We start from the raw sequence: 21,222 nt of genomic DNA on the forward strand, positions 1-21,222 counted from the left end.
ACTCCACATCGGAGGCGGCAAAGGAGAGAGCAGATGGCAATGACGACAGCCCAGGCGCACAAGGTGATCTGTGCCGCCATCCACAAGGGCCCGAAGGTTGAAACGCCGGCCAGCCGCGTCAAGGCGCGCCGCGCTGCCAAGGAAGCGAAGGTCCAGGCCCTGCAGGAGGCCATCACCCGAATCAAGGGCCAGGCCCGCGAGATGCCGGCGTGGGAGAAGGGCTACTTCTCGGCGATCACCTCGATCGAGCTGCTGATCAAGGAAATCGAGGTGGCGGCATGACCTTCTACTTTGGATCGTGGCGCTGCAACTGCACGTCCTTGCAGGCTGTCGAAGGAAAGATCCCCAGCAAGTGCCCGAACCATGGGCGCGAGCTGCTGGGCCCAATCTGCAAGGTGGAAGCCCCGGCTGACACCGAGATTGGCGTCAAGGCTGCAGCTGGCGGGGTGGCGGCATGAACTGCTTGACCATCGACAACGTGGAGCGCCGGGAGAGCTGCCCGGTGCTGTCCGCCCAGCAAGTGGACGAAGCGCTGGACGCCGAGCGCCGTGCTGAGAACGAGGCGGCCTACGAGCACCACATCAACGCGGCGTGCACGGCCATCCAGCGCATGCCGTTCGATCTGGTGACACCTGCCTACATCGGGCAGGTACTGAACACGCTGGCCAGCAAGGCGACCCAGGCGCTGCTGGCCGAGGTGGCCGAGTCGCTGGACATCCTGGCCGATGAGGTGACGCCGTGAGCGCCGCCATCCAAGCGCAGCGGGATGCGCTGCTCGCCGCGGCCCGCAAGGTCGATCAGGCCGAGAAGACCGCCACGGACTTGCTGGAGTTCGACACGCTGTTCGATGCCGCCATGGTGGAACTGCGTGCCGCCATTGCCCTGGCCGACGATGCATCGATCGCTCTGCCACCGGAGGCCGCCGCCATCGGTGCCGCCCTGGACTGCAGCTCTCTGGAACAGGGAGAGCCGGCATGAGCGGCAGCACCCACCAATACAGCTGCGATCAGCTGGGCGTGTGCCAGGACCGCCCCATTCGTTGCCGCGGGTGCAAGCCTTCTGAGGGCACGCGCACCGCCGAGTTGATCCTGGGCAACAACCCTGCATCGCTGGACGAGTTCTACCGCTACCCGCGCACGCTGGAAGAAGCCTTCGGCCCTGGCCATCGCTACCTGAACGACGGCCCGGCGCCCATGGATGCGCCCGACCGGATCGTGGTGCGCGCTTCCGGTTTTGCCTTCGCGTTTGTGGTCGCGCTGAGCGCCGCGGGAGTGCTGGCATGAGCCTCACAGGCGACCCATACCTGCTCCACCGCGTGGACACCAGCCAACTCGCGCACGACGACGGCGTGTCCATCGGGCACTGCGTCAACCGTCGCCCCGAGCACGAAGACGTGGAAACGATCGATCAGGTCGGCCTCGACGTGATGTTCCTCACCGCAGTTTTCTACGCCGCCTGCGCCCTGATCTTGTTCATCGGCGCGTTTGTCGGCTACCTCACGTACCCGTGGGTGCGTGGCCTGTTTCTCTGATCAACCACCGAAAGACCCTATGTCCACAACCGATGTGATCGAAGTCGCCGCGCCTCCACCGGCGCGCCGCGCAAAGAACCTGCCCGCACCCACACCCGCAGTGCTTCTGCAGATGGCCGTCCAACAGGGCGCTGACCTGGACAAGCTGGAAAAGCTCATGGAGCTGCAGCTGCGCTGGGAGCGCAACGAAGCGAAGAAGGAATTCGACACGGCGTTCGCAGCCTTCAAGGCCGAGGCGGTGCGCATCATCAAGAACCGCGACGTGACGGCGGGTCCCCTGGCCGGCAAGAAGTACGCCGAACTCTTCACCGTGGTCAACGCTGTGACGCCGGCCCTCTCGGCGCACGGGCTCAGCTCTTCGTGGCAGATCACCAAGGACGAAAAGGACTGGATCGAAGTCACGTGCACGATCAAGCACAGTGCCGGGCACAGCGAATCGGTGTCCATGGGCGGGCCGCCCGATGTTGGCGGCGCGAAGAACGCCATCCAGTCGCGCGCGTCGACGGTGAGCTACCTGCAGCGCTACACGCTCAAGGCGATCACCGGCTTGTCTGAGCAGGACGACGATGACGACGGCGGCCACCGCCCGGGCCAGGGTTCTGCCGGCGGAGCGGGCGAAGAGCAGCAGGAGCACCCGAAGCTGCAAGCCGGCCGGGACGCGTCCATGAACGGCATGGATGCGCTCACCGACTGGTGGGGGAAGTTGACCGCGCAGGACCGCAAGGCGCTCAACGGCCACTTCCCTGGCCTGCGTTCCGTGGCCCAGCGCGCCGACCGGGGAGGCTGACATGCAGGACCTTCTGATCCGCTGCAGCTCCATCGGCAAGCTGATGACCGAGCCCAAGACGAAGGCCGAAGGCCCGCTGTCGGTGGGCGCAAAGACCCACATCCGCAGCCTGGTGTCGCAGGCCATCTTCGGCGTGGACTTCGAGGTGTCCAGCAAGGAAATTGAAAAGGGCATCGAGGTCGAGCCCGAGGCCATCGCCCTGCTCAACCGCGTGCGCGGCCTGTCGCTGGCGAAGAACACCGAGCGCAAGTTCAATGCCTGGATCACCGGCGAGTGCGACCTGTTCGACGCCGTCGCACGCCGCGGGCACGACCTGAAGTGCTCGTGGTCCGTCTCCACCTTCCCCATCGCGCTGGTGGACTGCGTGGACAAGCTCTACGAATGGCAGATGCGCGGCTACATGTGGCTGTGGGATGCGGCCGAGTGGGAGGTGAACTACGCCCTGATCACCACGCCCGAGCACCTGACCCGCTGGGAGCCCGCGTCCATGCACTTCGTGGACCACATCCCCGAGCACATGCGCCTGACCACCTGGACCGTCACGCGCGACCCCGATCTGGAAGCCGCCATGGTCGAAAAGATCAAGGCCGCCCGCCAGTACTACGCCCAGGTCCTGGCCGAGTTCACCACCTCTCACGCGCTGCCCGGCGCTGCCCCTGTGCGCGCCGCCGCTGCGGCAGCACGCATCCCTGAAACCTTCGACTTCTGAGGCCCCCATGACGACTGAAACCCCAATCGACCTGATCGACCGCGCCGAGATCAACGCGGGCGGCGTGCTCGTGCAGTACTCCAAGACCGAGGCCGCCCTAGCCGCGCTGCGCGAGAAGTACACCGGCGCCACCTTCGACCTGACCACCACCAAGGGCGACAAGGAAGCGCGCGCCGCGCGCCTGGAACTGACGACGCTGCGCACCAGCCTGGAGAAGCGCCGCAAGGAGTTCAAGGCACCAGCGCTGGAGTTCGGCAAGAAGATCGACGCCGAGGCCGCGCGCATCACCAGCGAGATCGAGGCACTGGAACAGCCGATTGACGCGCAGATCCGCGCCGATGAGAACCGCCGGGCCGCCGAAAAGGCAGAGCGCGAGCGCATCGAACGCGAGCGCGTCGCCGCCCATCAGAACCGCCTCAACACGATCCGCGCGTGCGTGGGCCGGGCCCAGGGCCTGCCGTCGGAGCGCATTGCCAACGGCATCGCGCAGGTCGAGGCCATGGTAACGGATGCGGCCACCTGGGAAGAGTTTGCGGGTGAGGCCGCCACCGCCCAGGCCGAGACGCTGGCGGCCATGCGCTCCATGTTCGATGCCGCCAAGGCGCGCGAGGACGAAGAGGCGCGCGTCGAGCAGCAACGCCTGGAGAACGAGCGCCAGGCCGCCGAGAACCGCGCCGCCGCCGAGCGCCTGGCGGAAGCGCAGCGCGAGCTGGACGCCAAGGCCGCCGCACTCCAGGCCGAGCAGGACGCGATCGCGGCCCGCCGCGCGCAGGAAGAAGCCGACGCCCAGCGCGAGGCAGACGACGCCATCAAGTCGGCGGCCACGCCCGCCCCCGTGGCCGCGCCCGCCGCAGCGCCTGCCGCCGCCCCAGCGCCGGATGCCGGCGAGAAGCCCACGCTCAAGCTGGGCGATGTGAATGCCCGCCTGGGCTTCACCGTCACCGCCGAATTCCTGGACCTGCTCGGTTTCCGCGCGCACGTCGAGCGCAGCTCGAAGCTGTACCGCGAGAGCGACTTCCCCCGCATCTGCGCCGCCATCGTGCGCCACGTCCAGGCCGTCGCCCAGCCCCTGGCCGCCTGACCCTTTTCCCGGGCACATGCCGGCGCGCCGCGAGGTTTTCCTCCCTGACCGCAACAAACGCCTTGCGCGCCGGCGCCCTCTTTCTTTCCCACCACCACCCCGCAACCACCTGGAGCACTTCCCAATGCGTATCGAGTTCATCGGCAAGACCAAGGCCACCATCACCGCGATCGACATCCAGTCCCTGAAGATGGGCCAGACCGACGTGAAGCCGGCCGTGTGCCTGCACCTGCAGCTGACCCTGGCGAACAACACCCTGAAGATGCTGGACAAGCATCTGCTGCCCTTCCTGTTCGAGAAGGGCACCGGCAAGTCGGACCCGCAGCGCGCGCTCGATGGCGTCGACGTGCTGTCGGACCTGCCGCAGCTGACCGACATCGCGGTGAAGATCGGCGCCCTTCACTGGGAGGGCGAGCAGACCGGCTGCACCCTCAAGATCTACCAGGGGGTGACCGGGGACCACGACATCAAGCTGGGCGACTGCACCGTGCGCAAGATCAAGATCGACCCCCAGGAAGGCGGGGCGGTGGACTGGGATCTGCAGGTCTACACCTCGGACGTGGACCAGGACACCATCGGCGCGCTGGGCGTGCTGAAGAGCCTGACCCGCGACATTGAGCTGGAAGCGGCCCAGCCCGCGAGCAAGCAGCTCACGCTCAACGACGGCAAGGGCGAGAAGAAGCTGACGCCCGCGCAGGCTCTGCAGAAGTCGGTGAACACCGGCGCCGCCAAGGTGGACAAGGGCGAAGCGCCCGCCGACAAGCACAAGGACGGTGCGTGGCCATTCCCGCGCGATGGTGCTGGCGCAACTGGCGCACCTGCCTGACCATGCGAACCGCCCACCGCCGCGCCGCGCACGCCAAGCGCGCCGAACCATCGAAGTTCTGGCAGCCGTCGATCACGCCCGCCCAGGTATCCACCTGCAAGCTGGCGCACTGGGATCTGATCGAGCGCTTCACCAGCGGCCGGGCCACGCAGGGCGACCTGCTGGACTGGATCGAAACCGGCTTCACCTACAGCGAGCTGATGCGCCTGCTGGAGGCCGACGGCACGCCTTTCACCGAAGAGGCCAAGGCCGCGATCGCCGAGCAGCTGGAGACCTACACCGGTGTGCTCGAGCGATTCCGCACCACCGGGCGCGTGGGCTTCAACAGCGCCCAGCTGCTGACCGCGCGTGCCGCCGCCGAGGTGATGGACCAGCTGATCGAAATGGACCGCTTCGGGTTCGCCGTGCGCGCGGCCCTGTGGTCGAACGCGCAGATGGATCGGCTGTCGCTCCGCGGCAACCCTTAGCGCGCTGGTAGTCCGATCCACCCCTATTACCTACTTGGAGAAAACAGATGAAGTACCGCAAAAAGCCCGTTGTGATCGAAGCCGTTCAACTTCGTTGGGACACATGGTCCGAGATGTGTGAACACGCTGGCGTGGGGAATCTCTCGGACGGCAAGCCCGAAGGATTTTGGCCTGATGGAGTCGGTCGCGGTCGTATCGGCATGCGCATCCCGACGCTCGAAGGCCTGATGGAGGCGACCGAGGGCGATTGGATCATTCGAGGCGTTAAGGGCGAGTTGTATCCGTGCAAGCCGGACATCTTCGAGGCGACTTACGAGCCCGCCTAACCCCCTAAACAACCTACTGAGATTGAACATGAGCAAAGCAACTGAACTGGCGAAACGGCTTTCACAGTTGGCAAACCTCGAAGCCAACGAATTGGCTGATGTGATGAACGAGGCCGCCGACGAACTGGAGCGCCTTGACCGCGTGAATGCGGAGCTGGCGCTGTTTGCTGCCCGCTGGCAACAGTTGGAGCACATGTACTCAAAAGGGGCAACTGCGAACACGCTGGGCCACTACATCGGTAGACCTGAACGGCTGGACTACGCCGCAAAACTTCGCGTCGAGCACGACGCCGCCCTCACCTCTTCTGGAGACCACCTGTGAGCAATACCAAACTGCCGGCGCTGCCGGGCGCAGTGCAAAACGTCCTCTTGGGCGACGACTGGCAGGACGTTTACACCGCCGACCAGATGCACGCCTACGCCAAAGCCTACGCCGCCCCTCTTATTGCACGGGTGGCAGAGCTTGAGGCAGCGCTTGAAAAGCTGACCCTGAGCAAGATTGATCGCGAATGTCTGCGCATCGGGCAGCAGATCCATCGGGCCGCAGGCGACCTGCCAGAGACCTACGAAATCGAGATTGAGATCGAGCGCGGCAGCGGATCGGTTTACCTGTGCAAGCCCGACTACACAAAGGTCGCATTCAACGATCACGTAGATGGCTTGAGCGAGAGCATCAAAGATGCCGTTGACGCTGCCATTGCAGCAAAGGACTGACATGACGAACAAAGAAATCTCCGAACAAGCCGACGCATGGATGGCCGTGTGCAGCACGCTGTCCGAAGTGATGCCGGGATGGGCAAATCACCCCGGAAACGGCATTGAAAGCGCTGTCGCAGCAATCCGCAAACTCGCCGACCGTGACGCCCAATGGAATGCATTTATCGCGGGGCAGGCCGGTGAGCCGGTGGCGTGGCGGTATCGGTTCCACACAGATGACTCATTGGCAGGCAAGCCGAACGTGAGGGGGTGGATGTTGACTGACATCAGGCCTCCTACTCGCTCGGGGGATATTGAGGTTGAGCCGCTGTTCGCCTCCCTTCCTGCTCCCCAAGCAGTGCAGGCCGGGTGTGGCCACTGCGAAAAAGGCGGTTGGTGTGGTAGGCGAGATTGCGAGAACATCGCCGCCTCACCCTCTCCAGATGGCAACGCCGAGCCGATGACTCTGGCGGATGCGGCCAAGTCGTTCCCCTACGGACCATTCGGGCATCCACACGTCGAGGTCAGCAAGGCCGAGCAGGCAGAAGCGCCGAGCGAGGAGCGCGAGGAAATCGAAGCGGTGATCGCTTGCCTGGGCGACGATGCTGCACAGTTGCGTGATGAGAACCCCGAGGACGAGCGGGCTGACAACATGGACCACGCCGCCACGCTGTTGGAACGCTTGCTCGCCACCCAGCCCACGGCCAGCAATGCGGGAGAGCGGTCGTGAAAATAACTCAAGAAGAGTTGAAGCAATTGCTGGAATACGAGCCCGATACCGGCGTCTTCCGCTGGAAAGTCAGCCGTGGATCGAAGGCCAAAATCGGCGAGATTGCCGGGTTTGTGGACATGCACGGCTACCACAAGATTGGTTTGAATGGTCGCGCTTATCGAGCGCACAGGCTTGCTTGGCTTTGGGTGTACGGGGACTTCCCGAAAGGCGACACAGACCACATCAACGGCGACAAGCTCGACAACCGTATCTCCAACCTGCGCGACGTGTCCAGATGCATCAACAACCAAAACTGGCGCAGAGCAAATGTTGACAGCAAGTCACAAGTTCTTGGCGTCTCGAAGCAGGGCAACAAGTACCGGGCGCAAATCTACATCAACGGGAAGACGAAGAAGCTCGGCTATTTCTGGACCGCCGACGATGCTCATGCGGCCTACCTGGAAGCAAAGCGAAAACACCATGAAGGCTGCACGATATGACCACCCCATCCCACACCGAGCTGGCAGCGCAGGCGCGCAGAGCAGCGAAGTCGCTCGAAATCCTCGATATGGAAAACACCGCAGAACTCATGCGCCAATGCGCCGCCGCCCTGGAGACACCCGAGCGAGGGCTGGGGAAGTGCCACAAGAACCGCAATGATTACTGCAAGTGCTCGCGCGCCGCGATGCTTTGCGACGGGGTGGGCTCAACCCCACCCACAGCACCGGCTCAAGATGCGCAGGGGATTCCGCTGGACGACGTGCTCTCGACCATTGGACTCGCCCACGACGCGAGCCTAGATGGCGCACACGCAACATGTCGGCAATTACTGCTGGACGCGCTTTCTTCGCTGAAATCTCTCTCCGCCACCCCATCCCCGCAGGCAGAGAGAGTGCCGCTGTCTCCAAGCCGGCTTGCTGAACGCCTTGAAGGCGTGGACTACACACCATCTGACCGTCGGGCCTTCATTGATGGCGTTCGCTTCGCCGAAACCTATCACGGCATCGTCACCAAGGAGAGCAGCAATGGCTGATTTGATCCCCAGCAACAACGAGCATTTCATGCGGGCCTATCTCGGCCCAGAGGGCGATGTGTGCATGACGTGGCCGAAGAACCTGTCGATCAGGGGCCTGACCTTCATGCGGCAGTCGGTAAATCTGCAGATCGATGCCTTTCTCGACTTCGCCCGTCGCGAGACCGAGAAGGAGGAAGCCGCCCGGCTCGAATACGAATCGTGGTTCCCGATCTTGGGGACCAGCAATGTCTGACACCACCCCCATTCCACCAGCAAGCGAGAGGGAGAGGGATGCGTTTGAGGCGAGAACCCGAAAACTCAGCCCGTGCGCAAACTTGTCGCGCCAAAAGGAAGTTTTTGGCGGCCACTATCGGACCAAAACGATTCAGTGGGCATGGGAACAATGGCAAGCCGCCATTGAATGGCAGAAGCAGCAAGCCCGTGCCGCCCTCTCCCACCCCTGCACTCCGCCAGGGTGGAAGGACATGGCCTACGCAAAACTTGGCGCTGTGCGGGACAAGATGACGCCACAGCACGTCGATGCGGTCCAGCGCTTCCTGCGAGACGAGTACGCTGCCCCTCCCCCTCCAGAACAAGGAGGCAAGGGATGAGCACGCTGACATTGCCGTTGAAACGCGAGTACTTCGAGGCGATCCGCGACGGCTCGAAAACCGAGGAATTCCGGCTGCGCAATGCGTACTGGTGCAAGCGCCTGGAGGGCCGAGCGTTCGACCGCGTGGTGCTCACCCTGGGCTACCCCGCCGCCGACAACCACGAGCGGCGCCTGGTCCTGCCCTGGCGCGGGCTGCGCGTCACGACCATCACGCATCCGCTGTTCGGCGCCGCACCGGTGGAGGTTTTTGCAATCGCAGTGAACCCCGCAGCGGCCCCATCAACACAGGAGACCACTACGTGAGCAACGACGCGAACTATCGCTGGATCAAGCTCGCCAAGCATTGCGAGATCACCGGCGACACCCCGGATGCCGTGCACGCCCGGCGGCGCAAACACCTCTGGACCGAGGGCGTACAGTGCAAGCTCGGCGCCGACGGCAACCTGTACATCAACCCCGAGGAGTGGAACAAATGGGTGGAAAACCCGCCATCGCATGTCCGCGCGGCGTGAAGATCAGGGACTTCACCCACGGCCAGCGCATCCAGATCGCATTCAGCTTCGAGGGGAAAGAGTGCCGCGAGCTGCTGCCGCCCCGGTCGATCACCAAGTCCGCCATCCAGCACGCCGAGGGCCTGCGCCTGGAGATCCTGCGAAAGATCAACGACGGGGTGTTCCGTTACGGCGACTACTTCCCAGACAGCCCGAAGGCCAAGCAGGGGAAGAGCAATTCCCAGAAGCTGATCGGCGACCTGCTGGACGCCCAGCTCGTGATCTACGAGCGCCAGGTGACGGCCGGCACCCTGTCGCCCAGCACGCTGGACGGCTACCGCAAGGCAATCAAGAGCGAGCGCATGGCCTTCTGGCGCCCCAAGACCCTGCAGGAGGCCACGCCCAGCGCGATGCGCGAATGGATCGGCGGCTTCCAAGTCACGGCCAAGTTCACCCGGAACCTGCTCACGCCCCTGCGCAGCGTGTTCGAGGACGCCCTGAACGACGAACTGATCACGTTCGACCCGTTCGAGCGCATCGCCCTGCCCAAGCTGCTCAAGCAGACCAGTCGCTCGAGCGAATACGAGGTCGATCCCTTCGACGCCGACGAGCGCGCGAAGATCATCGAAGCGGCCCGGCCCGACGAGTGGCCCACGGTCCAGTTCTGGTTTGAGGTCGGCCTGCGCCCTGGCGAGCTGCAGGCCCTGCGCTGGCCCAAGGTCAAGGCCAAGGCGGTGCGGATCGACATCAACCAGGTGGCGAAGACCGAGAAGGCCCCCAAGACGAAGGCCGGCATCCGGGATGTCGACCTGACCCCCACGGCCATCAAGGCGCTCGACGCCCAGCGCCTGATCAGCGGGGAGGCCGGGCAGCACGTCTGGCTGAACCCGCGCACGGGTAAGGCCTGGACGACCGACGCCCAGATCAGGAAAACCCTGTGGGTTCCCCTGCTGGAGCGGGCCGGGGTGCGCTACCGCAACCCCTACCAGGCCAGGCACACCTACGCGAGCGCGCTCCTGACCGCCGGCGCCAACCCCTGGTACGTGGCCCAGCAGCTCGGCCACGAGGACGTGCAGATGGTCTTCAAGATCTACGGGAAGTTCATCGCCCAGGACTACCAGAAGCCCAAGGCGCCGAGGCTTCGGGTGGTTGGGGACGACGCGTGACCGCGTGCGAATTTCCCCCGTCGCAGGTGCGAAATCGGTGCGAGATCAACGCCAACTTGTGACAGTTTGGGCCGGTTTCTGGAACCCGGCACCCTCTGTCTCTCATTGGCGTTGACCGCTTTGTATGGTGGAGCTGGGGGGATTTGAACCCCCGTCCGCAAGCCTTCTTCGAGCAGTTCTACATGTGTAGCCGTCTGTTTTGGGTCTCGCCGCCCGAGTCGCGCAGTGGCACGCTAAACGGGAAGCCAGCATCCTTGAATCTCACCCTGCGCCAAGGTGCCCGACGCAGAGCCAGCCCATGTAAATTACCTCGCAGCCGGGAGGTCTTGCGACCCCCTTGCCCAGCCCATCGGCCTGCTGTTGCGAGGCTCACCGGTGTTTAAGCGGCGAGTGCGAAACGTTCGTCGTTTGCAGTTGGTTTTTTTCTGCGGATTAACGAGGTGACAGAACCTCGACATGCCCTGCTGCGCGTCCGAACCCACGTCGAAACCAGTACAGCCCCAGGAAGACAGAGTTTAAGGCAGTTCCAGCAATTTCAAGAGCTGCAGGGGAGAAGAAACCTCGGCGTCCGCGCCCCAGCTGGCCACATCGGCACCAAACCCGAGGTAACCATAGCGCGCGGCCACGGTCGGCATGCCGGCGGCCTTGCCCGCGCGGATGTCGCGTTCGTCATCACCCACGTAGATGCATTGGCTCGGCTGCAACTGCAACCGGCGCGCCGCCTCCAGCAGAGGCTCCGGGTGTGGCTTGGCATGCGGCGTGGTGTCGCCGCTGATCACCACGGAAGCGGTCTCGAACAGCGCCATGGCCTGCGAAAGCGGGTGGGTGAAGCGCTGCGACTTGTTCGTGACCACACCCCAGCGCAACCCGCCACCCACGATGCGGGCGAGCAGGTCGCTCACGCCGTCGAACGGCTGGGTGCGCTGGGTCATGCAATCCTCGTAGGCGCCGAAGAACTCCTCCTTCAACGCGGGGTAGTCTTCGTGCTCGGGCGTGATGCCGAACGCGACGCGCAGCATGCCGCGGGCGCCCGATCCGGCGTGTGGCCGGTATTGCTCCAGCGGCAGCGAGGCCATGCCCCGGCGCACGCGCATCCCGTCGGCGGAAGCCCCCAGGTCCGACGCGCTGTCGATCAAGGTCCCGTCCAGGTCGAAAAGGACGGCATGCACACCCTGGAAAACCGTCATGGCTTGCGCGTCGCGAACAGGTAGTTGACGCTGGTATCGCTGCTGAGCCAGTAGCGCTGCGTGAACGGGTTGTATTCCATGCCGCGGGTCTGGTCGAGCTCCAGCCCGGCCGCGCGGCAGTAGCTGGCCAGCTCGCTGGGGCGGATGAACTTGGCGTACTCGTGCGTGCCCTTGGGCAACAGCTGCAGCAGGTACTCCGCCCCCAGCACGGCGAAGAGAAACGCCTTGGCATTGCGGTTGAGGGTGGAGAAAAACACCCAGCCCCCGGGTTTCACCAGGGTCGAACAGGCGCGCACCACCGAAGCCGGGTCGGGCACGTGCTCCAGCATCTCCATGCAGGTGACCACGTCGAATTCACCGGGTTGCTCCAGCGCCATGGCTTCCGCGCTGATCTCCTGGTAATTGACGTTGGCAGTGCCTGCCTCCAGCGCGTGCAACTGCGCGACCCGCAGGGCCTTCACCGACAAATCGATGCCAGTCACGTTGGCGCCCTTGCGGGCCATGGAATCGGACAGGATGCCGCCGCCGCAGCCAATGTCGAGCACCCGCTTGCCGGCCAATCCGGCCAATCCATCGATCCACCCCAGGCGCAGCGGGTTGATCTGGTGCAAGGGGCGGAATTCGCTGTCGGGATCCCACCAGCGGTGGGCGAGATCGGAAAACTTGGCCAGCTCGGCCGGATCGGCATTGACGTTCGGATTCATGCGTTGATTATCGCCAGCACAATAAAAAAACCGCGCCGAAGCGCGGTTTTTGGAGCGGAACTGAAGGAAATCAGTTCTTGCGGGTGCCGACCACTTCGACTTCCACGCGGCGGTTCTTGGCGCGGCCTTCGCGGGTGGCGTTGTCGGCCACCGGCTGGGTCAGGCCCTTGCCTTCGGTGTAGATGCGGTTGCTTTCGATGCCCTTGCTCACCAGATAGGCCTTGACGGCTTCGGCGCGGCGGTTGGACAGCTTCTGGTTGTAGCCAGCGGCGCCGGTGGAGTCGGTGTGACCCACAGCGATCACGACTTCCAGAGCAATGCCGGACACCTTGCCAGCCAGATCATCCAGCTTGGCCTTGCCTTCGGGCTTGAGCACAGCCTTGTCGAAGTCGAAGAAGGCGTCAGCGGCGTAGGTCACCTTGGAAGCGACGGGAGCCGGTGCGGGGGCAGGAGCGGGAGCGGGAGCCGGTGCGGCGGCAGGAGCCGGGGCCGGAGCGGCAGGAGCGGGTGCAGGAGCGGCGGCAGGAACGATCGCGCCGTCGCAACCTTGTGCGGCGGTGGCGGGCGTCCAGCTGGCATCGCGCCAGCAGAGTTCATTGGTGCCGTTTTTCCAAACCAGTTCGCTGGTGCCATTGCGCCAGTTGTCGATGGTTTGTGCGCCGGCGGCAGTTGCCATGGCGGCGGTTGCCAACAGCATTGCCACTTTGTTGAGTTTTTTCATGGTTTTCCTCTATATAAGCCGCAGACAGACTGCGTGACAAGAACGACGCTTCAAGTGACCACCACTAAAAACGTTGGAATTTATTGTGCCACAAGCACGGAATGCCCGGCCCGCCGGCCAATGCGGCGTTGTCGCCTGATACAGCGCGCCACCTCATTCGTTGTGGATGTACAACAAACGACCCAAGAAGCTGTAGGAGAACGTGCCGTCTAAAATCCCAGGTTGCCTTCCGGTCCATCCACGCACTTATTCCCTCGCTCATGACACAGTTTGCCAAAGAGACCCTGCCTATCAGTCTTGAAGAGGAAATGAGGCGCAGCTACCTCGACTACGCCATGAGCGTGATCGTGGGACGCGCGCTGCCAGACGCGCGGGACGGTCTCAAGCCGGTGCATCGCCGCGCGCTGTACGCGATGCACGAGCAGAACAACGACTGGAACCGCCCGTTCCGGAAGAGTGCCCGTATCGTGGGTGACGTCATGGGTAAGTACCACCCCCACGGCGACAGCGCGATCTACGACACCATCGTGCGCATGGCCCAGCCTTTCTCGCTGCGCCACATGCTGGTGGACGGCCAGGGCAACTTCGGCTCGGTCGACGGCGACAACGCCGCGGCCATGCGTTACACGGAAGTGCGCCTGACCAAGATCGCGCACGAGATGCTCAACGACATCGACAAGGAAACGGTCGATTTCATCCCCAACTACGACGGCTCGCTGCAAGAGCCCTCCGTGCTGCCCTCGCGGCTGCCCAACCTGCTGGTCAACGGTTCGGCCGGCATCGCGGTGGGCATGGCCACCAACATCCCGCCGCACAACCTCAACGAGGTGGTGGACGCCTGCCTGCACCTGCTGAAGGCCCCTGAGGCCACCATCGACGAACTGATGGAAATCGTCCCGGCGCCCGACTTCCCCACCGCCGGCATCATCTACGGCATCAACGGCGTCAAGGATGGCTACCGCACCGGCCGGGGCCGCGTGGTCATGCGCGCCAAATGCCATTTCGAGGACATCGACCGGGGTCAGCGCCAGGCCATCATCGTGGACGAGCTGCCCTACCAGGTCAACAAGAAGACGCTGCAGGAGCGCATCGCCGAGCTGGTCCACGAAAAGAAGATCGAAGGCATCAGCCACATCCAGGACGAGTCGGACAAATCGGGCATGCGCCTGGTGATCGAACTCAAGCGCGGCGAAGTGCCCGAGGTGGTGCTCAACAACCTGTACAAGCAGACGCAGCTGCAGGACACCTTCGGCATCAACATGGTGGCCCTGGTCGACGGCCAGCCGCGCCTGTGCAACCTGAAGGACCTGATCCAGGTCTTCCTGGAGCACCGCCGTGAAGTCGTCACCCGCCGCACGGTGTTCAACCTGCGCAAGGCGCGCGAGCGCGGCCACGTGCTCGAAGGTCTGGCCGTGGCACTGGCGAACATCGACGAGTTCATCCGGATCATCCGCGAATCGCCCACCCCGCCGGTGGCCAAGGCCGAGCTGATGACCCGCCAGTGGGACAGCCAGCTGGTGCGCGAGATGCTGACCCGCGCGCGCGCCGACGGCGGCGTGGTCAACGCCGACGACTACCGCCCTGAAGGTCTCGAACGCGAGTTCGGCATGAGCAGCGACGGGCTCTATCGCCTGTCGGAGACCCAGGCACAGGAAGTCCTGCAGATGCGCCTGCAACGCCTGACCGGCCTGGAGCAGGACAAGATCGTGGCGGAGTACAAGGAGGTCATGGCCGAGATCGACGACCTGCTCGACATCCTGGCCAAGCCCGCCCGCGTCTCCACCATCATCAGCGACGAACTCACCCTGCTCAAGCAGGAGTTCGGCCAGACCAAGCTGGGCGCGCGCCGAAGCGAAATCGAGCACAACGCGCAAGACCTCGCCACCGAAGACCTGATCACGCCCACCGACATGGTGGTCACGCTCAGCCACAGTGGCTACATCAAGAGCCAGCCGCTGTCGGAGTACCGCTCGCAGAAGCGCGGCGGCCGCGGCAAGCAGGCCACGGCGACCAAGGAAGACGACTGGATCGACCAGCTCTTCATCGCCAACACGCACGACTACATCCTGTGCTTCTCCAACCGCGGCCGCCTGTACTGGCTCAAGGTGTGGGAAGTGCCGGCGGGTTCGCGCGGCTCGCGCGGCCGCCCGATCGTCAACATGTTCCCGCTGCAGGAAGGCGAGAAGATCAACGTGGTGCTGCCGCTGACCGGCGAGATGCGCAGCTTCCCGTCCGACCGCTATGTGTTTATGGCGACCTCCATGGGCACCGTCAAGAAGACGGCGCTCGATGAGTTCAGCAACCCGCGCAAGGCCGGCATCATCGCCGTGGACCTCGACGAGGGCGATTTCCTGATCGGCGCGGCCCTGACCGACGGGCAGCACGACGTGATGCTGTTCAGCGACGGCGGCAAGGCCGTGCGCTTCGACGAGAACGACGTGCGCCCCATGGGTCGCAATGCCCGCGGCGTGCGCGGCATGCTGATCGAGGACACGCAGAGCGTGATCGCCATGCTGGTCGCCGAAGACGAAGAGCAGAGCGTGCTGACCGCCACCATCAACGGCTATGGCAAGCGCACGCCGATCGCCGAATACACCCGCCACGGGCGTGGCACCAAGGGCATGATCGCGATCCAGCAGAGCGAGCGCAACGGCAAGGTCGTGGCCGCCACGCTGGTGCACAACGACGACGAGATCATGCTCATCACCGACAAGGGCGTGCTGGTGCGCACCCGCGTCTCCGAGATCCGCGAAATGGGCCGCGCCACGCAAGGCGTGACACTCATCGCGCTGGACGAAGGCGCCGAGCTCTCGGGCCTGCAGCGCATCGTGGAGAACGATGCCAACGTGCCGGAACTGGGCGACGACGCGAACGCCGCGGACGCGGCCGACGACGCAGGCACCGAGCCGTGATGGCCCGGCCCTACAACTTCTCCGCCGGACCGGCGGCCATGCCCGCCGAGGTGCTGCAGCAGGCCGCGACGGAGATGCTCGACTGGCGCGGCAGCGGCATGAGCGTGATGGAGATGAGCCATCGCGGGCAGGAATTCGGCGTCATCCTCAAGGCCGCCGAAGCCGACCTGCGCGAGCTGCTCGCCGTGCCCGACCACTTCCGCATCCTCTTCATGCAAGGCGGTGGCCTGGCCGAAAACGCCATCGTGCCGCTGAACCTGTCGCGCGGTGAAACGGTGGATTTCGTGGTCACCGGCAGCTGGAGCCAGAAGTCGCTGAAGGAAGCGCGCCGCTACTGCGACGCGCGCGTGGCCGCCAGCAACGAGACCGACCAGCACACCACCCTGCCCGCGCCGGCTTCCTGGCAACTCGACCGCAGCGCGCGCTACGTGCACCTGTGCAGCAACGAGACCATCAACGGCGTGGAGGTGCACGAACTGCCCGATCTGCGGGCACTGGGTTCCGACGCACCGCTGGCGATCGACTTTTCGTCCCATGTGGCATCGCGCCCGGTGGACTGGTCGCGCGTTGGCCTGGCCTTCGGCGGCGCCCAGAAGAACCTGGGGCCGGCCGGCCTCACGCTCGTGGTGGTGCGCGAAGACCTGCTGGGCCACGCCCTGAAGGCCTGCCCCAGCGCGTTCGACTACAAGACCGTGGCCGACAACCACTCCATGTACAACACGCCGCCGACCTTCGCCATCTACATGGCCGGCCTCACCTTCCAGTGGCTCAAGCGCCAGACCGAAGGGGCGCTCAGCGGTGTCGCCGCCATGGAAGCGCGCAACATCGCCAAGGCCGAGCTGCTGTACGGCTACATCGACCAATCGTCCTTCTACACCAACAAGGTGGCCAAGGACTGCCGCTCCCGCATGAACGTGCCCTTCTTCCTGCGCGACGATTCGCGCAACGAGGCCTTCCTCGCGGGCGCCAAGGCGGCCGGCCTGCTGCAGCTCAAGGGCCACAAGTCCGTGGGCGGCATGCGCGCCAGCATCTACAACGCCATGCCGATCGAGGGCGTTCGCGCCCTGGTGGACTACATGCGCCAATTCGAACAAACACAAGCCTGAAACAAGCCTGAACCGATGACCCTTCCCTCACAGTCCGAAGCCCTGGGCACCCTGCGCGTGCAGATCGACGCGCTGGACCAGCAGCTGCTGTCGCTGCTCAACGAACGTGCTCGCGTGGCCGAACAGGTCGGCGACATCAAGCGCGCGGAGGGTTCGCCCTTTTTCCGGCCGGACCGCGTCGCGCAGGTCATCGAGAAGATCCAGGGCGCCAACCAGGGCCCGCTGCTCAACCAGCATGTGGCCTCGATCTGGCGCGAGATCATGTCCGCCTGCCTGGCGCTGGAGGCGCCCCAGCGCGTGGCCGTCCTGGGCCCGCAAGGCACCTTCTGCGAACAGGCGGCGATCGAGTTCTTCGGCGGCGCCGCCAACCTCATCTACTGCGCCAACTTCGACGAGGTGTTCCACGCCACGGCCGCCGGCACGGCCCAGTTCGGCGTTGTGGGCATGGAGAACTCCACCGAAGGCGTGGTGGCGCGCTCGCTGGATCTCTTCCTGCGCTCGCCCGTGCACGTGGTGGGTGAGGTCAGCCTGCTGATCCGCCACAACCTGCTGCGCCAGGTCAACCACCTGGACGGCATCGAAGTCGTGATGGCACACCCGCAGGCCCTGGCCCAATGCCAGAACTGGCTCACGCAGCACCTGCCCAACGCCGAGCGGCGCGCGGTCTCCAGCAACGCCGAAGGCGCGCGGCTCGCGGCCGAGAACCCGGCCTGGGCCGGCTTGGCCAGCGAACGCGCCGCGGCCCAGTTCGGGCTGCACATCGTGTCGCACGCGATCCAGGACGAGGCCTACAACCGCACCCGCTTTGCCGTGATCGCGCTGCCCCAGACGCTGGCCATGCCGCCGGCCTCCGGCCGCGACTGCACCAGCCTCGTGGTGTCCGTGCCCAACCGGCCCGGCGCCGTGCACGACCTGCTGGTGCCGCTGAAGAACAACGGCGTGTCCATGACGCGCTTCGAGTCGCGCCCGGCCAAATCGGGCCAGTGGGAGTACTACTTCTACATCGACATCGCGGGCCACCCGTCGCAACCGCACGTGGCCGCCGCGCTGGAGGAACTCAAAGGGCTCTGTGCTTTCTACAAGGTGCTGGGCGCATACCCGGTGAGCGAATGATGTTTGAACAACTGGGATTGATCGGCTGCGGGATGATGGGCGGCTCGTTCGCGCTCGCGCTCAAGCGCGCCGGGCTGGTCAAGCGCGTCGTCGGCTACAGCAAGTCGCCCTCGACCACCGAACGCGCGCGCCAGCTCGGCGTGATCGACGTCGAGGCACCCTCGGCGCTGCTCGCGGTCTCGGGTGCCGACCTCGTGCTGCTGGCCGTGCCGGTCTCGGCCACCGAAGCCACCTTCAAGGCCATCCGCCACCTGGTGCGCGGCAACGTGCTGATCATGGACGTGGGCTCGACCAAGCGCGAGGTGATCGATGCGGCGCGCCGGGTGCTGAAAGACCAGGTGGGCGTTTTCGTTCCCGCGCACCCGATCGCCGGCAAGGAAGTCGCCGGTGTCGAACACGCCGATGCGGACCTCTACCACGGCCGCCAGGTGATCCTGACCCCGATCGAACGCACGCAGACCGCCCAGCTCGACAAGGCCAGCCAGCTCTGGACCGCGCTGGGCTGCCACGTCAAGCAGATGTCGCCGGAAGCGCACGACGCGGCCTATGCCGCCGTCAGCCACCTCCCGCACATGGTGGCCTTCGCGCTGATGAACGCCATCCAGGGCCAGTCCGACGGGCCGGACTTCCTCTCGCTGGCGGGCCCGGGCTTCCGCGACTTCACCCGCATCGCGGCGAGCGACCCGGCCATGTGGCGCGACGTGCTCATGTCCAACCGCGAAGAGCTGCTGGCGCAGTCGCGCCACTTCCAGCGTGCCCTGCATGCCCTGGAGACCGCCATCAACGCCGGCAACCCGGACGCGCTGGAAGCCCTGATCGAACAAGCCAGCAGCGCCCGCGCGCACTGGCGCATGACCGCCGTCAAACCCCGCAGCTGAGCGGCGCCCCGGGCGACGCTTCCTTTTCTTCGCGCATGTTTGCCATTCACCACCTCGACATCCCGCCGCTGGCCAGTGCCGGCGGCACCGTGCGCCTGCCCGGCTCCAAGAGCATCTCGAACCGCGTGCTGCTGCTCGCCGCGCTCAGCCTGGGCCACACCGACATCGCCGACCTGCTCGATTCCGACGACACGCGCGTGATGCTCAAGGCCCTGGCCGATCTGGGCTGCCGCATCGAGCCCCAGCCCGACGGCGCCCTGCGCGTGCACGGCCTGGGCGGCGCCCTGCCGGTGCCGCAAGCGAAACTGTTCCTGGGCAACGCCGGCACCGCCATGCGGCCGCTCACCGCCTCGCTCGCCCTGCTCGCCGCCCGCCATGGCGGCGAGTTCGAGCTCAGCGGCATCGCGCGCATGCACGAGCGCCCCATCGGCGACCTGGTCGACGCCCTGCGCCAGCTCGGCTGTCCGGTGGCCTGCCTGGCCAACGAAGGCTACCCTCCGCTGCGACTCGGCAATGGCCAGACCCATGCCCTGCAGCTGGACCAGCCCATCCGCGTTCGCGGCGACGTGTCCAGCCAGTTCCTCACCGCCCTGCTGCTCGCCCTGCCCCTGGTGGCGCAGGAGCGCGACATCGTCATCGACGTGGTGGGCGAACTCATCTCGCGGCCCTACATCGAGATCACCCTCAACCTGCTGGAGCGCTTCGGTGTGGCCGTGCGGCGCGACGGCTGGCAGCGCTTCACCATCCCGGCCGGCAGCCGCTACCAGTCGCCCGGCCGCATCGCGGTCGAGGGCGATGCCTCGTCCGCCAGCTACTTCATCGCCCTGGGCGCCCTCGCGCCTGCCACGCCGGGCGCCGACGGCATCACCATCGAAGGCGTCGGCCTGTCGTCCATCCAGGGCGACATTCGCTTCGTCGAAGCGGCCCGCCTCATGGGCGCGGACATCTCGGGCGAAACCAACCGCCTGCACATCCGCCGCGGGGCCTGGCCGCTCAAGGCCGTCGACCTGGACTGCAACCACATCCCCGACGCCGCGATGACCCTGGCCGCCATGGCCCTGTACGCCGATGGCACCACCACGCTGCGCAACATCGCCAGCTGGCGAGTCAAGGAAACCGACCGCATCGCCGCGATGGCGAACGAATGCCGCAAGCTCGGCGCCACGGTGGAGGAAGGCGAGGATTTCATCCGCATCACGCCGCCCGCCCGGGCGCAGGACTGGCGGGCCGCATCGATCCACACCTACGACGACCACCGCGTCGCCATGTGCTTCTCCCTCGCCGCGTTCAACCCGGCGAACCTGCCGGTGCGCATCGAAGACCCGAAATGCGTCGCCAAGACCTTCCCGGACTACTTCGAGACCCTGTTCCAGGTTTGCACCACGCCCCGCGAGCGCATCCCCGTGATCTGCGTCGACGGGCCCACCGCCTCCGGCAAGGGCACCCTGTCGGCCGAGGTGGCCGAGCAGCTGGGCTACCACCTGCTGGATTCGGGCGTGCTGTACCGGCTGGTCGGGCTGGCGGCTGAAAAAGCCGGCCTCTCTACCGCCGAACCCGACCTGAAAGACCCCGCGCACGCCCGCCGCCTGGGCGAACTCGCCGCCGGCCTGCAGGTGCGCTTCGAGGGCCTGCGGACCCTGTTCGAGGGGCAGGACGTCACCGACGCCCTGCGCACCGAAGCCGCCGGCATGGCGGCCTCGCGGGTGTCGTCCGTGCCCGCCGTGCGGGAGGCCTTGCTCGGCCTGCAGCACGCCTTCCGCCAGCTGCCGGGCCTGGTGGCCGACGGCCGCGACATGGGCACGGTGATCTTCCCCGACGCCCCGCTCAAGGTGTTCCTCACCGCCAGCGCCGAGCAGCGCGCCGTGCGGCGCCATAAGCAGTTGATTTCAAAGGGAATTGCTGCTAACATTGACAGTCTTTTGGCAGATTTGAAGGCACGTGACCTGAGGGATACCTCCCGCACCCACGCCCCCCTCAAGCCTGCCGAAGATGCCTTGCAACTGGACAACTCCGGCATGGACATCGAGCAATCGGTGCAGCAGGTCCTGGACTGGTGGCAAGGCAGAACGGCGTTCTCGGGCAACTGAGCGCGCCACCTTGATGGCCCCAACGGCACCGCCGGGCGTTCCCTGCCCGCAGGCCCGAGGGTTCTTTTCACTTAACCCCGCGGTGTCACGCACC

Annotated in this window: 29 protein-coding genes and 1 other RNA gene; 26 read left to right on the forward strand and 4 right to left on the reverse strand. The window is 65.5% G+C overall.

What is annotated here, in order from left to right; translation table 11 throughout:
- Positions 1 to 33 precede the first annotated feature (33 nt).
- The 21 genes from AC07ZS_RS07650 to AC07ZS_RS07750 all read left to right on the forward strand — a co-directional run bounded on the left by AC07ZS_RS07650 (position 34) and on the right by AC07ZS_RS07750 (position 10,420).
- On the forward strand, positions 34 to 282 hold the full coding sequence (locus AC07ZS_RS07650) for a hypothetical protein (RefSeq protein WP_494797992.1): 249 nt from the start codon (positions 34 to 36) through the stop codon (positions 280 to 282).
- The gene (locus tag AC07ZS_RS07655; RefSeq protein WP_494797993.1) at positions 279 to 458 is read left to right on the forward strand and encodes a hypothetical protein; all 180 of its coding nucleotides are present in this window, start codon (positions 279 to 281) and stop codon (positions 456 to 458) included. Before AC07ZS_RS07650 ends, AC07ZS_RS07655 begins: the two co-directional genes overlap by 4 nt.
- Positions 455 to 742, forward strand: coding sequence for a hypothetical protein (locus AC07ZS_RS07660; protein WP_494797994.1), 288 nt, complete (start codon positions 455 to 457; stop codon positions 740 to 742). The genes AC07ZS_RS07655 and AC07ZS_RS07660 overlap by 4 nt, the downstream gene beginning before the upstream one ends.
- The gene (locus AC07ZS_RS07665; protein ID WP_494797995.1) at positions 739 to 978 is read left to right on the forward strand and encodes a hypothetical protein; all 240 of its coding nucleotides are present in this window, start codon (positions 739 to 741) and stop codon (positions 976 to 978) included. The genes AC07ZS_RS07660 and AC07ZS_RS07665 overlap by 4 nt, the downstream gene beginning before the upstream one ends.
- A complete protein-coding gene (locus AC07ZS_RS07670; protein WP_494797996.1) occupies positions 975 to 1,283 on the forward strand; it encodes a hypothetical protein in 309 nt (102 codons plus the stop codon). The genes AC07ZS_RS07665 and AC07ZS_RS07670 overlap by 4 nt, the downstream gene beginning before the upstream one ends.
- Positions 1,280 to 1,531, forward strand: a complete 252-nt coding sequence (locus AC07ZS_RS07675) for a hypothetical protein (RefSeq protein ID WP_494797997.1) — start codon at positions 1,280 to 1,282, stop codon at positions 1,529 to 1,531. The genes AC07ZS_RS07670 and AC07ZS_RS07675 overlap by 4 nt, the downstream gene beginning before the upstream one ends.
- Before the next feature lie 19 nt (positions 1,532 to 1,550).
- Positions 1,551 to 2,318 carry an ERF family protein gene (locus AC07ZS_RS07680; RefSeq protein WP_494797998.1) on the forward strand — a complete coding sequence of 256 codons (768 nt, stop codon included), beginning with the start codon at positions 1,551 to 1,553 and terminating at the stop codon, positions 2,316 to 2,318.
- A 1-nt stretch (position 2,319) separates the two neighbouring features.
- Positions 2,320 to 3,027, forward strand: coding sequence for a hypothetical protein (locus AC07ZS_RS07685; RefSeq protein WP_494797999.1), 708 nt, complete (start codon positions 2,320 to 2,322; stop codon positions 3,025 to 3,027).
- A 7-nt stretch (positions 3,028 to 3,034) separates the two neighbouring features.
- Positions 3,035 to 4,108 (forward strand): hypothetical protein, encoded by a 1,074-nt coding sequence (locus AC07ZS_RS07690; protein WP_494798000.1) that lies wholly within the window; start codon positions 3,035 to 3,037, stop codon positions 4,106 to 4,108.
- Positions 4,109 to 4,232: 124 nt separating this feature from the next.
- Positions 4,233 to 4,934 (forward strand): hypothetical protein, encoded by a 702-nt coding sequence (locus tag AC07ZS_RS07695; protein ID WP_494798001.1) that lies wholly within the window; start codon positions 4,233 to 4,235, stop codon positions 4,932 to 4,934.
- A gap of 2 nt (positions 4,935 to 4,936) precedes the next feature.
- The gene (locus tag AC07ZS_RS07700) at positions 4,937 to 5,401 is read left to right on the forward strand and encodes a hypothetical protein (RefSeq protein ID WP_494798002.1); all 465 of its coding nucleotides are present in this window, start codon (positions 4,937 to 4,939) and stop codon (positions 5,399 to 5,401) included.
- Between the two features lie 47 nt (positions 5,402 to 5,448).
- Positions 5,449 to 5,727: a hypothetical protein gene (locus AC07ZS_RS07705; protein ID WP_494798003.1), complete on the forward strand. Its 279-nt coding sequence runs from the start codon at positions 5,449 to 5,451 to the stop codon at positions 5,725 to 5,727.
- A gap of 28 nt (positions 5,728 to 5,755) precedes the next feature.
- Positions 5,756 to 6,049, forward strand: a complete 294-nt coding sequence (locus tag AC07ZS_RS07710; protein ID WP_494798004.1) for a hypothetical protein — start codon at positions 5,756 to 5,758, stop codon at positions 6,047 to 6,049.
- Positions 6,046 to 6,441 carry a hypothetical protein gene (locus tag AC07ZS_RS07715; RefSeq protein ID WP_494798005.1) on the forward strand — a complete coding sequence of 132 codons (396 nt, stop codon included), beginning with the start codon at positions 6,046 to 6,048 and terminating at the stop codon, positions 6,439 to 6,441. Before AC07ZS_RS07710 ends, AC07ZS_RS07715 begins: the two co-directional genes overlap by 4 nt.
- 1 nt (position 6,442) lies before the next feature.
- Positions 6,443 to 7,153 carry a hypothetical protein gene (locus AC07ZS_RS07720; RefSeq protein ID WP_494798006.1) on the forward strand — a complete coding sequence of 237 codons (711 nt, stop codon included), beginning with the start codon at positions 6,443 to 6,445 and terminating at the stop codon, positions 7,151 to 7,153.
- Complete coding sequence (locus tag AC07ZS_RS07725; RefSeq protein ID WP_494798007.1) at positions 7,150 to 7,635, forward strand: HNH endonuclease signature motif containing protein; 486 nt, start codon at positions 7,150 to 7,152, stop codon at positions 7,633 to 7,635. The genes AC07ZS_RS07720 and AC07ZS_RS07725 overlap by 4 nt, the downstream gene beginning before the upstream one ends.
- Positions 7,632 to 8,168, forward strand: a complete 537-nt coding sequence (locus AC07ZS_RS07730; RefSeq protein WP_494798008.1) for a hypothetical protein — start codon at positions 7,632 to 7,634, stop codon at positions 8,166 to 8,168. Before AC07ZS_RS07725 ends, AC07ZS_RS07730 begins: the two co-directional genes overlap by 4 nt.
- Complete coding sequence (locus tag AC07ZS_RS07735; protein ID WP_494798009.1) at positions 8,161 to 8,403, forward strand: hypothetical protein; 243 nt, start codon at positions 8,161 to 8,163, stop codon at positions 8,401 to 8,403. Before AC07ZS_RS07730 ends, AC07ZS_RS07735 begins: the two co-directional genes overlap by 8 nt.
- A 354-nt stretch (positions 8,404 to 8,757) precedes the next feature.
- On the forward strand, positions 8,758 to 9,066 hold the full coding sequence (locus tag AC07ZS_RS07740) for an ASCH domain-containing protein (RefSeq protein ID WP_494798010.1): 309 nt from the start codon (positions 8,758 to 8,760) through the stop codon (positions 9,064 to 9,066).
- Positions 9,063 to 9,275, forward strand: coding sequence for an excisionase family protein (xisR, locus tag AC07ZS_RS07745; RefSeq protein ID WP_494798011.1), 213 nt, complete (start codon positions 9,063 to 9,065; stop codon positions 9,273 to 9,275). Before AC07ZS_RS07740 ends, xisR begins: the two co-directional genes overlap by 4 nt.
- Positions 9,236 to 10,420, forward strand: a complete 1,185-nt coding sequence (locus AC07ZS_RS07750) for an Arm DNA-binding domain-containing protein (protein ID WP_494798012.1) — start codon at positions 9,236 to 9,238, stop codon at positions 10,418 to 10,420. The genes xisR and AC07ZS_RS07750 overlap by 40 nt, the downstream gene beginning before the upstream one ends.
- Before the next feature lie 125 nt (positions 10,421 to 10,545).
- Here the strand turns inward: AC07ZS_RS07750 and ssrA are convergent.
- The 4 genes from ssrA to ompA form a co-directional block, all read right to left on the reverse strand.
- Positions 10,546 to 10,922: a transfer-messenger RNA gene (ssrA, locus tag AC07ZS_RS07755) on the reverse strand.
- 13 nt (positions 10,923 to 10,935) lie between these two features.
- Positions 10,936 to 11,607, reverse strand: a complete 672-nt coding sequence (locus AC07ZS_RS07760; RefSeq protein ID WP_494798013.1) for an HAD-IA family hydrolase — start codon at positions 11,605 to 11,607, stop codon at positions 10,936 to 10,938.
- On the reverse strand, positions 11,604 to 12,311 hold the full coding sequence (ubiG, locus tag AC07ZS_RS07765; RefSeq protein ID WP_494798014.1) for a bifunctional 2-polyprenyl-6-hydroxyphenol methylase/3-demethylubiquinol 3-O-methyltransferase UbiG: 708 nt from the start codon (positions 12,309 to 12,311) through the stop codon (positions 11,604 to 11,606). The genes AC07ZS_RS07760 and ubiG overlap by 4 nt, the downstream gene beginning before the upstream one ends.
- Positions 12,312 to 12,381: 70 nt before the next feature.
- Positions 12,382 to 13,032, reverse strand: a complete 651-nt coding sequence (gene ompA / locus AC07ZS_RS07770; protein ID WP_494798015.1) for an outer membrane protein OmpA — start codon at positions 13,030 to 13,032, stop codon at positions 12,382 to 12,384.
- 260 nt (positions 13,033 to 13,292) lie between these two features.
- On the opposite strand from ompA, the gene gyrA reads away from it, so the two are divergent.
- Genes gyrA through AC07ZS_RS07795 form a run of 5 tightly spaced genes read left to right on the forward strand, consistent with a single transcriptional unit; the run spans position 13,293 to position 21,128 of the window.
- Positions 13,293 to 15,944 (forward strand): DNA gyrase subunit A, encoded by a 2,652-nt coding sequence (gyrA, locus tag AC07ZS_RS07775; RefSeq protein ID WP_494798016.1) that lies wholly within the window; start codon positions 13,293 to 13,295, stop codon positions 15,942 to 15,944.
- Positions 15,944 to 17,050, forward strand: coding sequence for a 3-phosphoserine/phosphohydroxythreonine transaminase (gene serC, locus AC07ZS_RS07780; protein ID WP_494798017.1), 1,107 nt, complete (start codon positions 15,944 to 15,946; stop codon positions 17,048 to 17,050). The genes gyrA and serC overlap by 1 nt, the downstream gene beginning before the upstream one ends.
- A 15-nt stretch (positions 17,051 to 17,065) precedes the next feature.
- Complete coding sequence (gene pheA / locus AC07ZS_RS07785; protein ID WP_494798018.1) at positions 17,066 to 18,163, forward strand: prephenate dehydratase; 1,098 nt, start codon at positions 17,066 to 17,068, stop codon at positions 18,161 to 18,163.
- Positions 18,163 to 19,041, forward strand: a complete 879-nt coding sequence (locus tag AC07ZS_RS07790; RefSeq protein ID WP_494798042.1) for a prephenate dehydrogenase — start codon at positions 18,163 to 18,165, stop codon at positions 19,039 to 19,041. The genes pheA and AC07ZS_RS07790 overlap by 1 nt, the downstream gene beginning before the upstream one ends.
- 35 nt (positions 19,042 to 19,076) lie before the next feature.
- Entirely contained in the window at positions 19,077 to 21,128 is a 2,052-nt protein-coding gene (locus AC07ZS_RS07795) for a bifunctional 3-phosphoshikimate 1-carboxyvinyltransferase/cytidylate kinase (RefSeq protein WP_494798019.1), read from the forward strand.
- Positions 21,129 to 21,222 lie beyond the last annotated feature (94 nt).

The organism is Hydrogenophaga sp. GW456-12-10-14-TSB4, from assembly GCF_059424305.1.

What these genes read in the sequence shown, in the direction of transcription:
- AC07ZS_RS07750 (WP_494798012.1), top strand. Translation starts at nt 9,236, where the DNA reads ATGGGTGGAAAACCCGCCATCGCATGTCCGCGCGGCGTGAAGATCAGG.
- ubiG (WP_494798014.1), bottom strand. Translation starts at nt 12,311, where the DNA reads ATGAATCCGAACGTCAATGCCGATCCGGCCGAGCTGGCCAAGTTTTCC.
- AC07ZS_RS07710 (WP_494798004.1), top strand. Translation starts at nt 5,756, where the DNA reads ATGAGCAAAGCAACTGAACTGGCGAAACGGCTTTCACAGTTGGCAAAC.
- AC07ZS_RS07655 (WP_494797993.1), top strand. Translation starts at nt 279, where the DNA reads ATGACCTTCTACTTTGGATCGTGGCGCTGCAACTGCACGTCCTTGCAG.
- AC07ZS_RS07650 (WP_494797992.1), top strand. Translation starts at nt 34, where the DNA reads ATGGCAATGACGACAGCCCAGGCGCACAAGGTGATCTGTGCCGCCATC.
- AC07ZS_RS07705 (WP_494798003.1), top strand. Translation starts at nt 5,449, where the DNA reads ATGAAGTACCGCAAAAAGCCCGTTGTGATCGAAGCCGTTCAACTTCGT.
- AC07ZS_RS07685 (WP_494797999.1), top strand. Translation starts at nt 2,320, where the DNA reads ATGCAGGACCTTCTGATCCGCTGCAGCTCCATCGGCAAGCTGATGACC.
- AC07ZS_RS07695 (WP_494798001.1), top strand. Translation starts at nt 4,233, where the DNA reads ATGCGTATCGAGTTCATCGGCAAGACCAAGGCCACCATCACCGCGATC.
- AC07ZS_RS07760 (WP_494798013.1), bottom strand. Translation starts at nt 11,607, where the DNA reads ATGACGGTTTTCCAGGGTGTGCATGCCGTCCTTTTCGACCTGGACGGG.
- AC07ZS_RS07690 (WP_494798000.1), top strand. Translation starts at nt 3,035, where the DNA reads ATGACGACTGAAACCCCAATCGACCTGATCGACCGCGCCGAGATCAAC.
- AC07ZS_RS07735 (WP_494798009.1), top strand. Translation starts at nt 8,161, where the DNA reads ATGGCTGATTTGATCCCCAGCAACAACGAGCATTTCATGCGGGCCTAT.
- AC07ZS_RS07700 (WP_494798002.1), top strand. Translation starts at nt 4,937, where the DNA reads ATGCGAACCGCCCACCGCCGCGCCGCGCACGCCAAGCGCGCCGAACCA.
- AC07ZS_RS07660 (WP_494797994.1), top strand. Translation starts at nt 455, where the DNA reads ATGAACTGCTTGACCATCGACAACGTGGAGCGCCGGGAGAGCTGCCCG.
- AC07ZS_RS07795 (WP_494798019.1), top strand. Translation starts at nt 19,077, where the DNA reads ATGTTTGCCATTCACCACCTCGACATCCCGCCGCTGGCCAGTGCCGGC.
- serC (WP_494798017.1), top strand. Translation starts at nt 15,944, where the DNA reads ATGGCCCGGCCCTACAACTTCTCCGCCGGACCGGCGGCCATGCCCGCC.
- AC07ZS_RS07730 (WP_494798008.1), top strand. Translation starts at nt 7,632, where the DNA reads ATGACCACCCCATCCCACACCGAGCTGGCAGCGCAGGCGCGCAGAGCA.
- ompA (WP_494798015.1), bottom strand. Translation starts at nt 13,032, where the DNA reads ATGAAAAAACTCAACAAAGTGGCAATGCTGTTGGCAACCGCCGCCATG.
- pheA (WP_494798018.1), top strand. Translation starts at nt 17,066, where the DNA reads ATGACCCTTCCCTCACAGTCCGAAGCCCTGGGCACCCTGCGCGTGCAG.
- AC07ZS_RS07740 (WP_494798010.1), top strand. Translation starts at nt 8,758, where the DNA reads ATGAGCACGCTGACATTGCCGTTGAAACGCGAGTACTTCGAGGCGATC.
- AC07ZS_RS07675 (WP_494797997.1), top strand. Translation starts at nt 1,280, where the DNA reads ATGAGCCTCACAGGCGACCCATACCTGCTCCACCGCGTGGACACCAGC.
- gyrA (WP_494798016.1), top strand. Translation starts at nt 13,293, where the DNA reads ATGACACAGTTTGCCAAAGAGACCCTGCCTATCAGTCTTGAAGAGGAA.
- AC07ZS_RS07790 (WP_494798042.1), top strand. Translation starts at nt 18,163, where the DNA reads ATGTTTGAACAACTGGGATTGATCGGCTGCGGGATGATGGGCGGCTCG.
- AC07ZS_RS07720 (WP_494798006.1), top strand. Translation starts at nt 6,443, where the DNA reads ATGACGAACAAAGAAATCTCCGAACAAGCCGACGCATGGATGGCCGTG.
- AC07ZS_RS07670 (WP_494797996.1), top strand. Translation starts at nt 975, where the DNA reads ATGAGCGGCAGCACCCACCAATACAGCTGCGATCAGCTGGGCGTGTGC.
- AC07ZS_RS07680 (WP_494797998.1), top strand. Translation starts at nt 1,551, where the DNA reads ATGTCCACAACCGATGTGATCGAAGTCGCCGCGCCTCCACCGGCGCGC.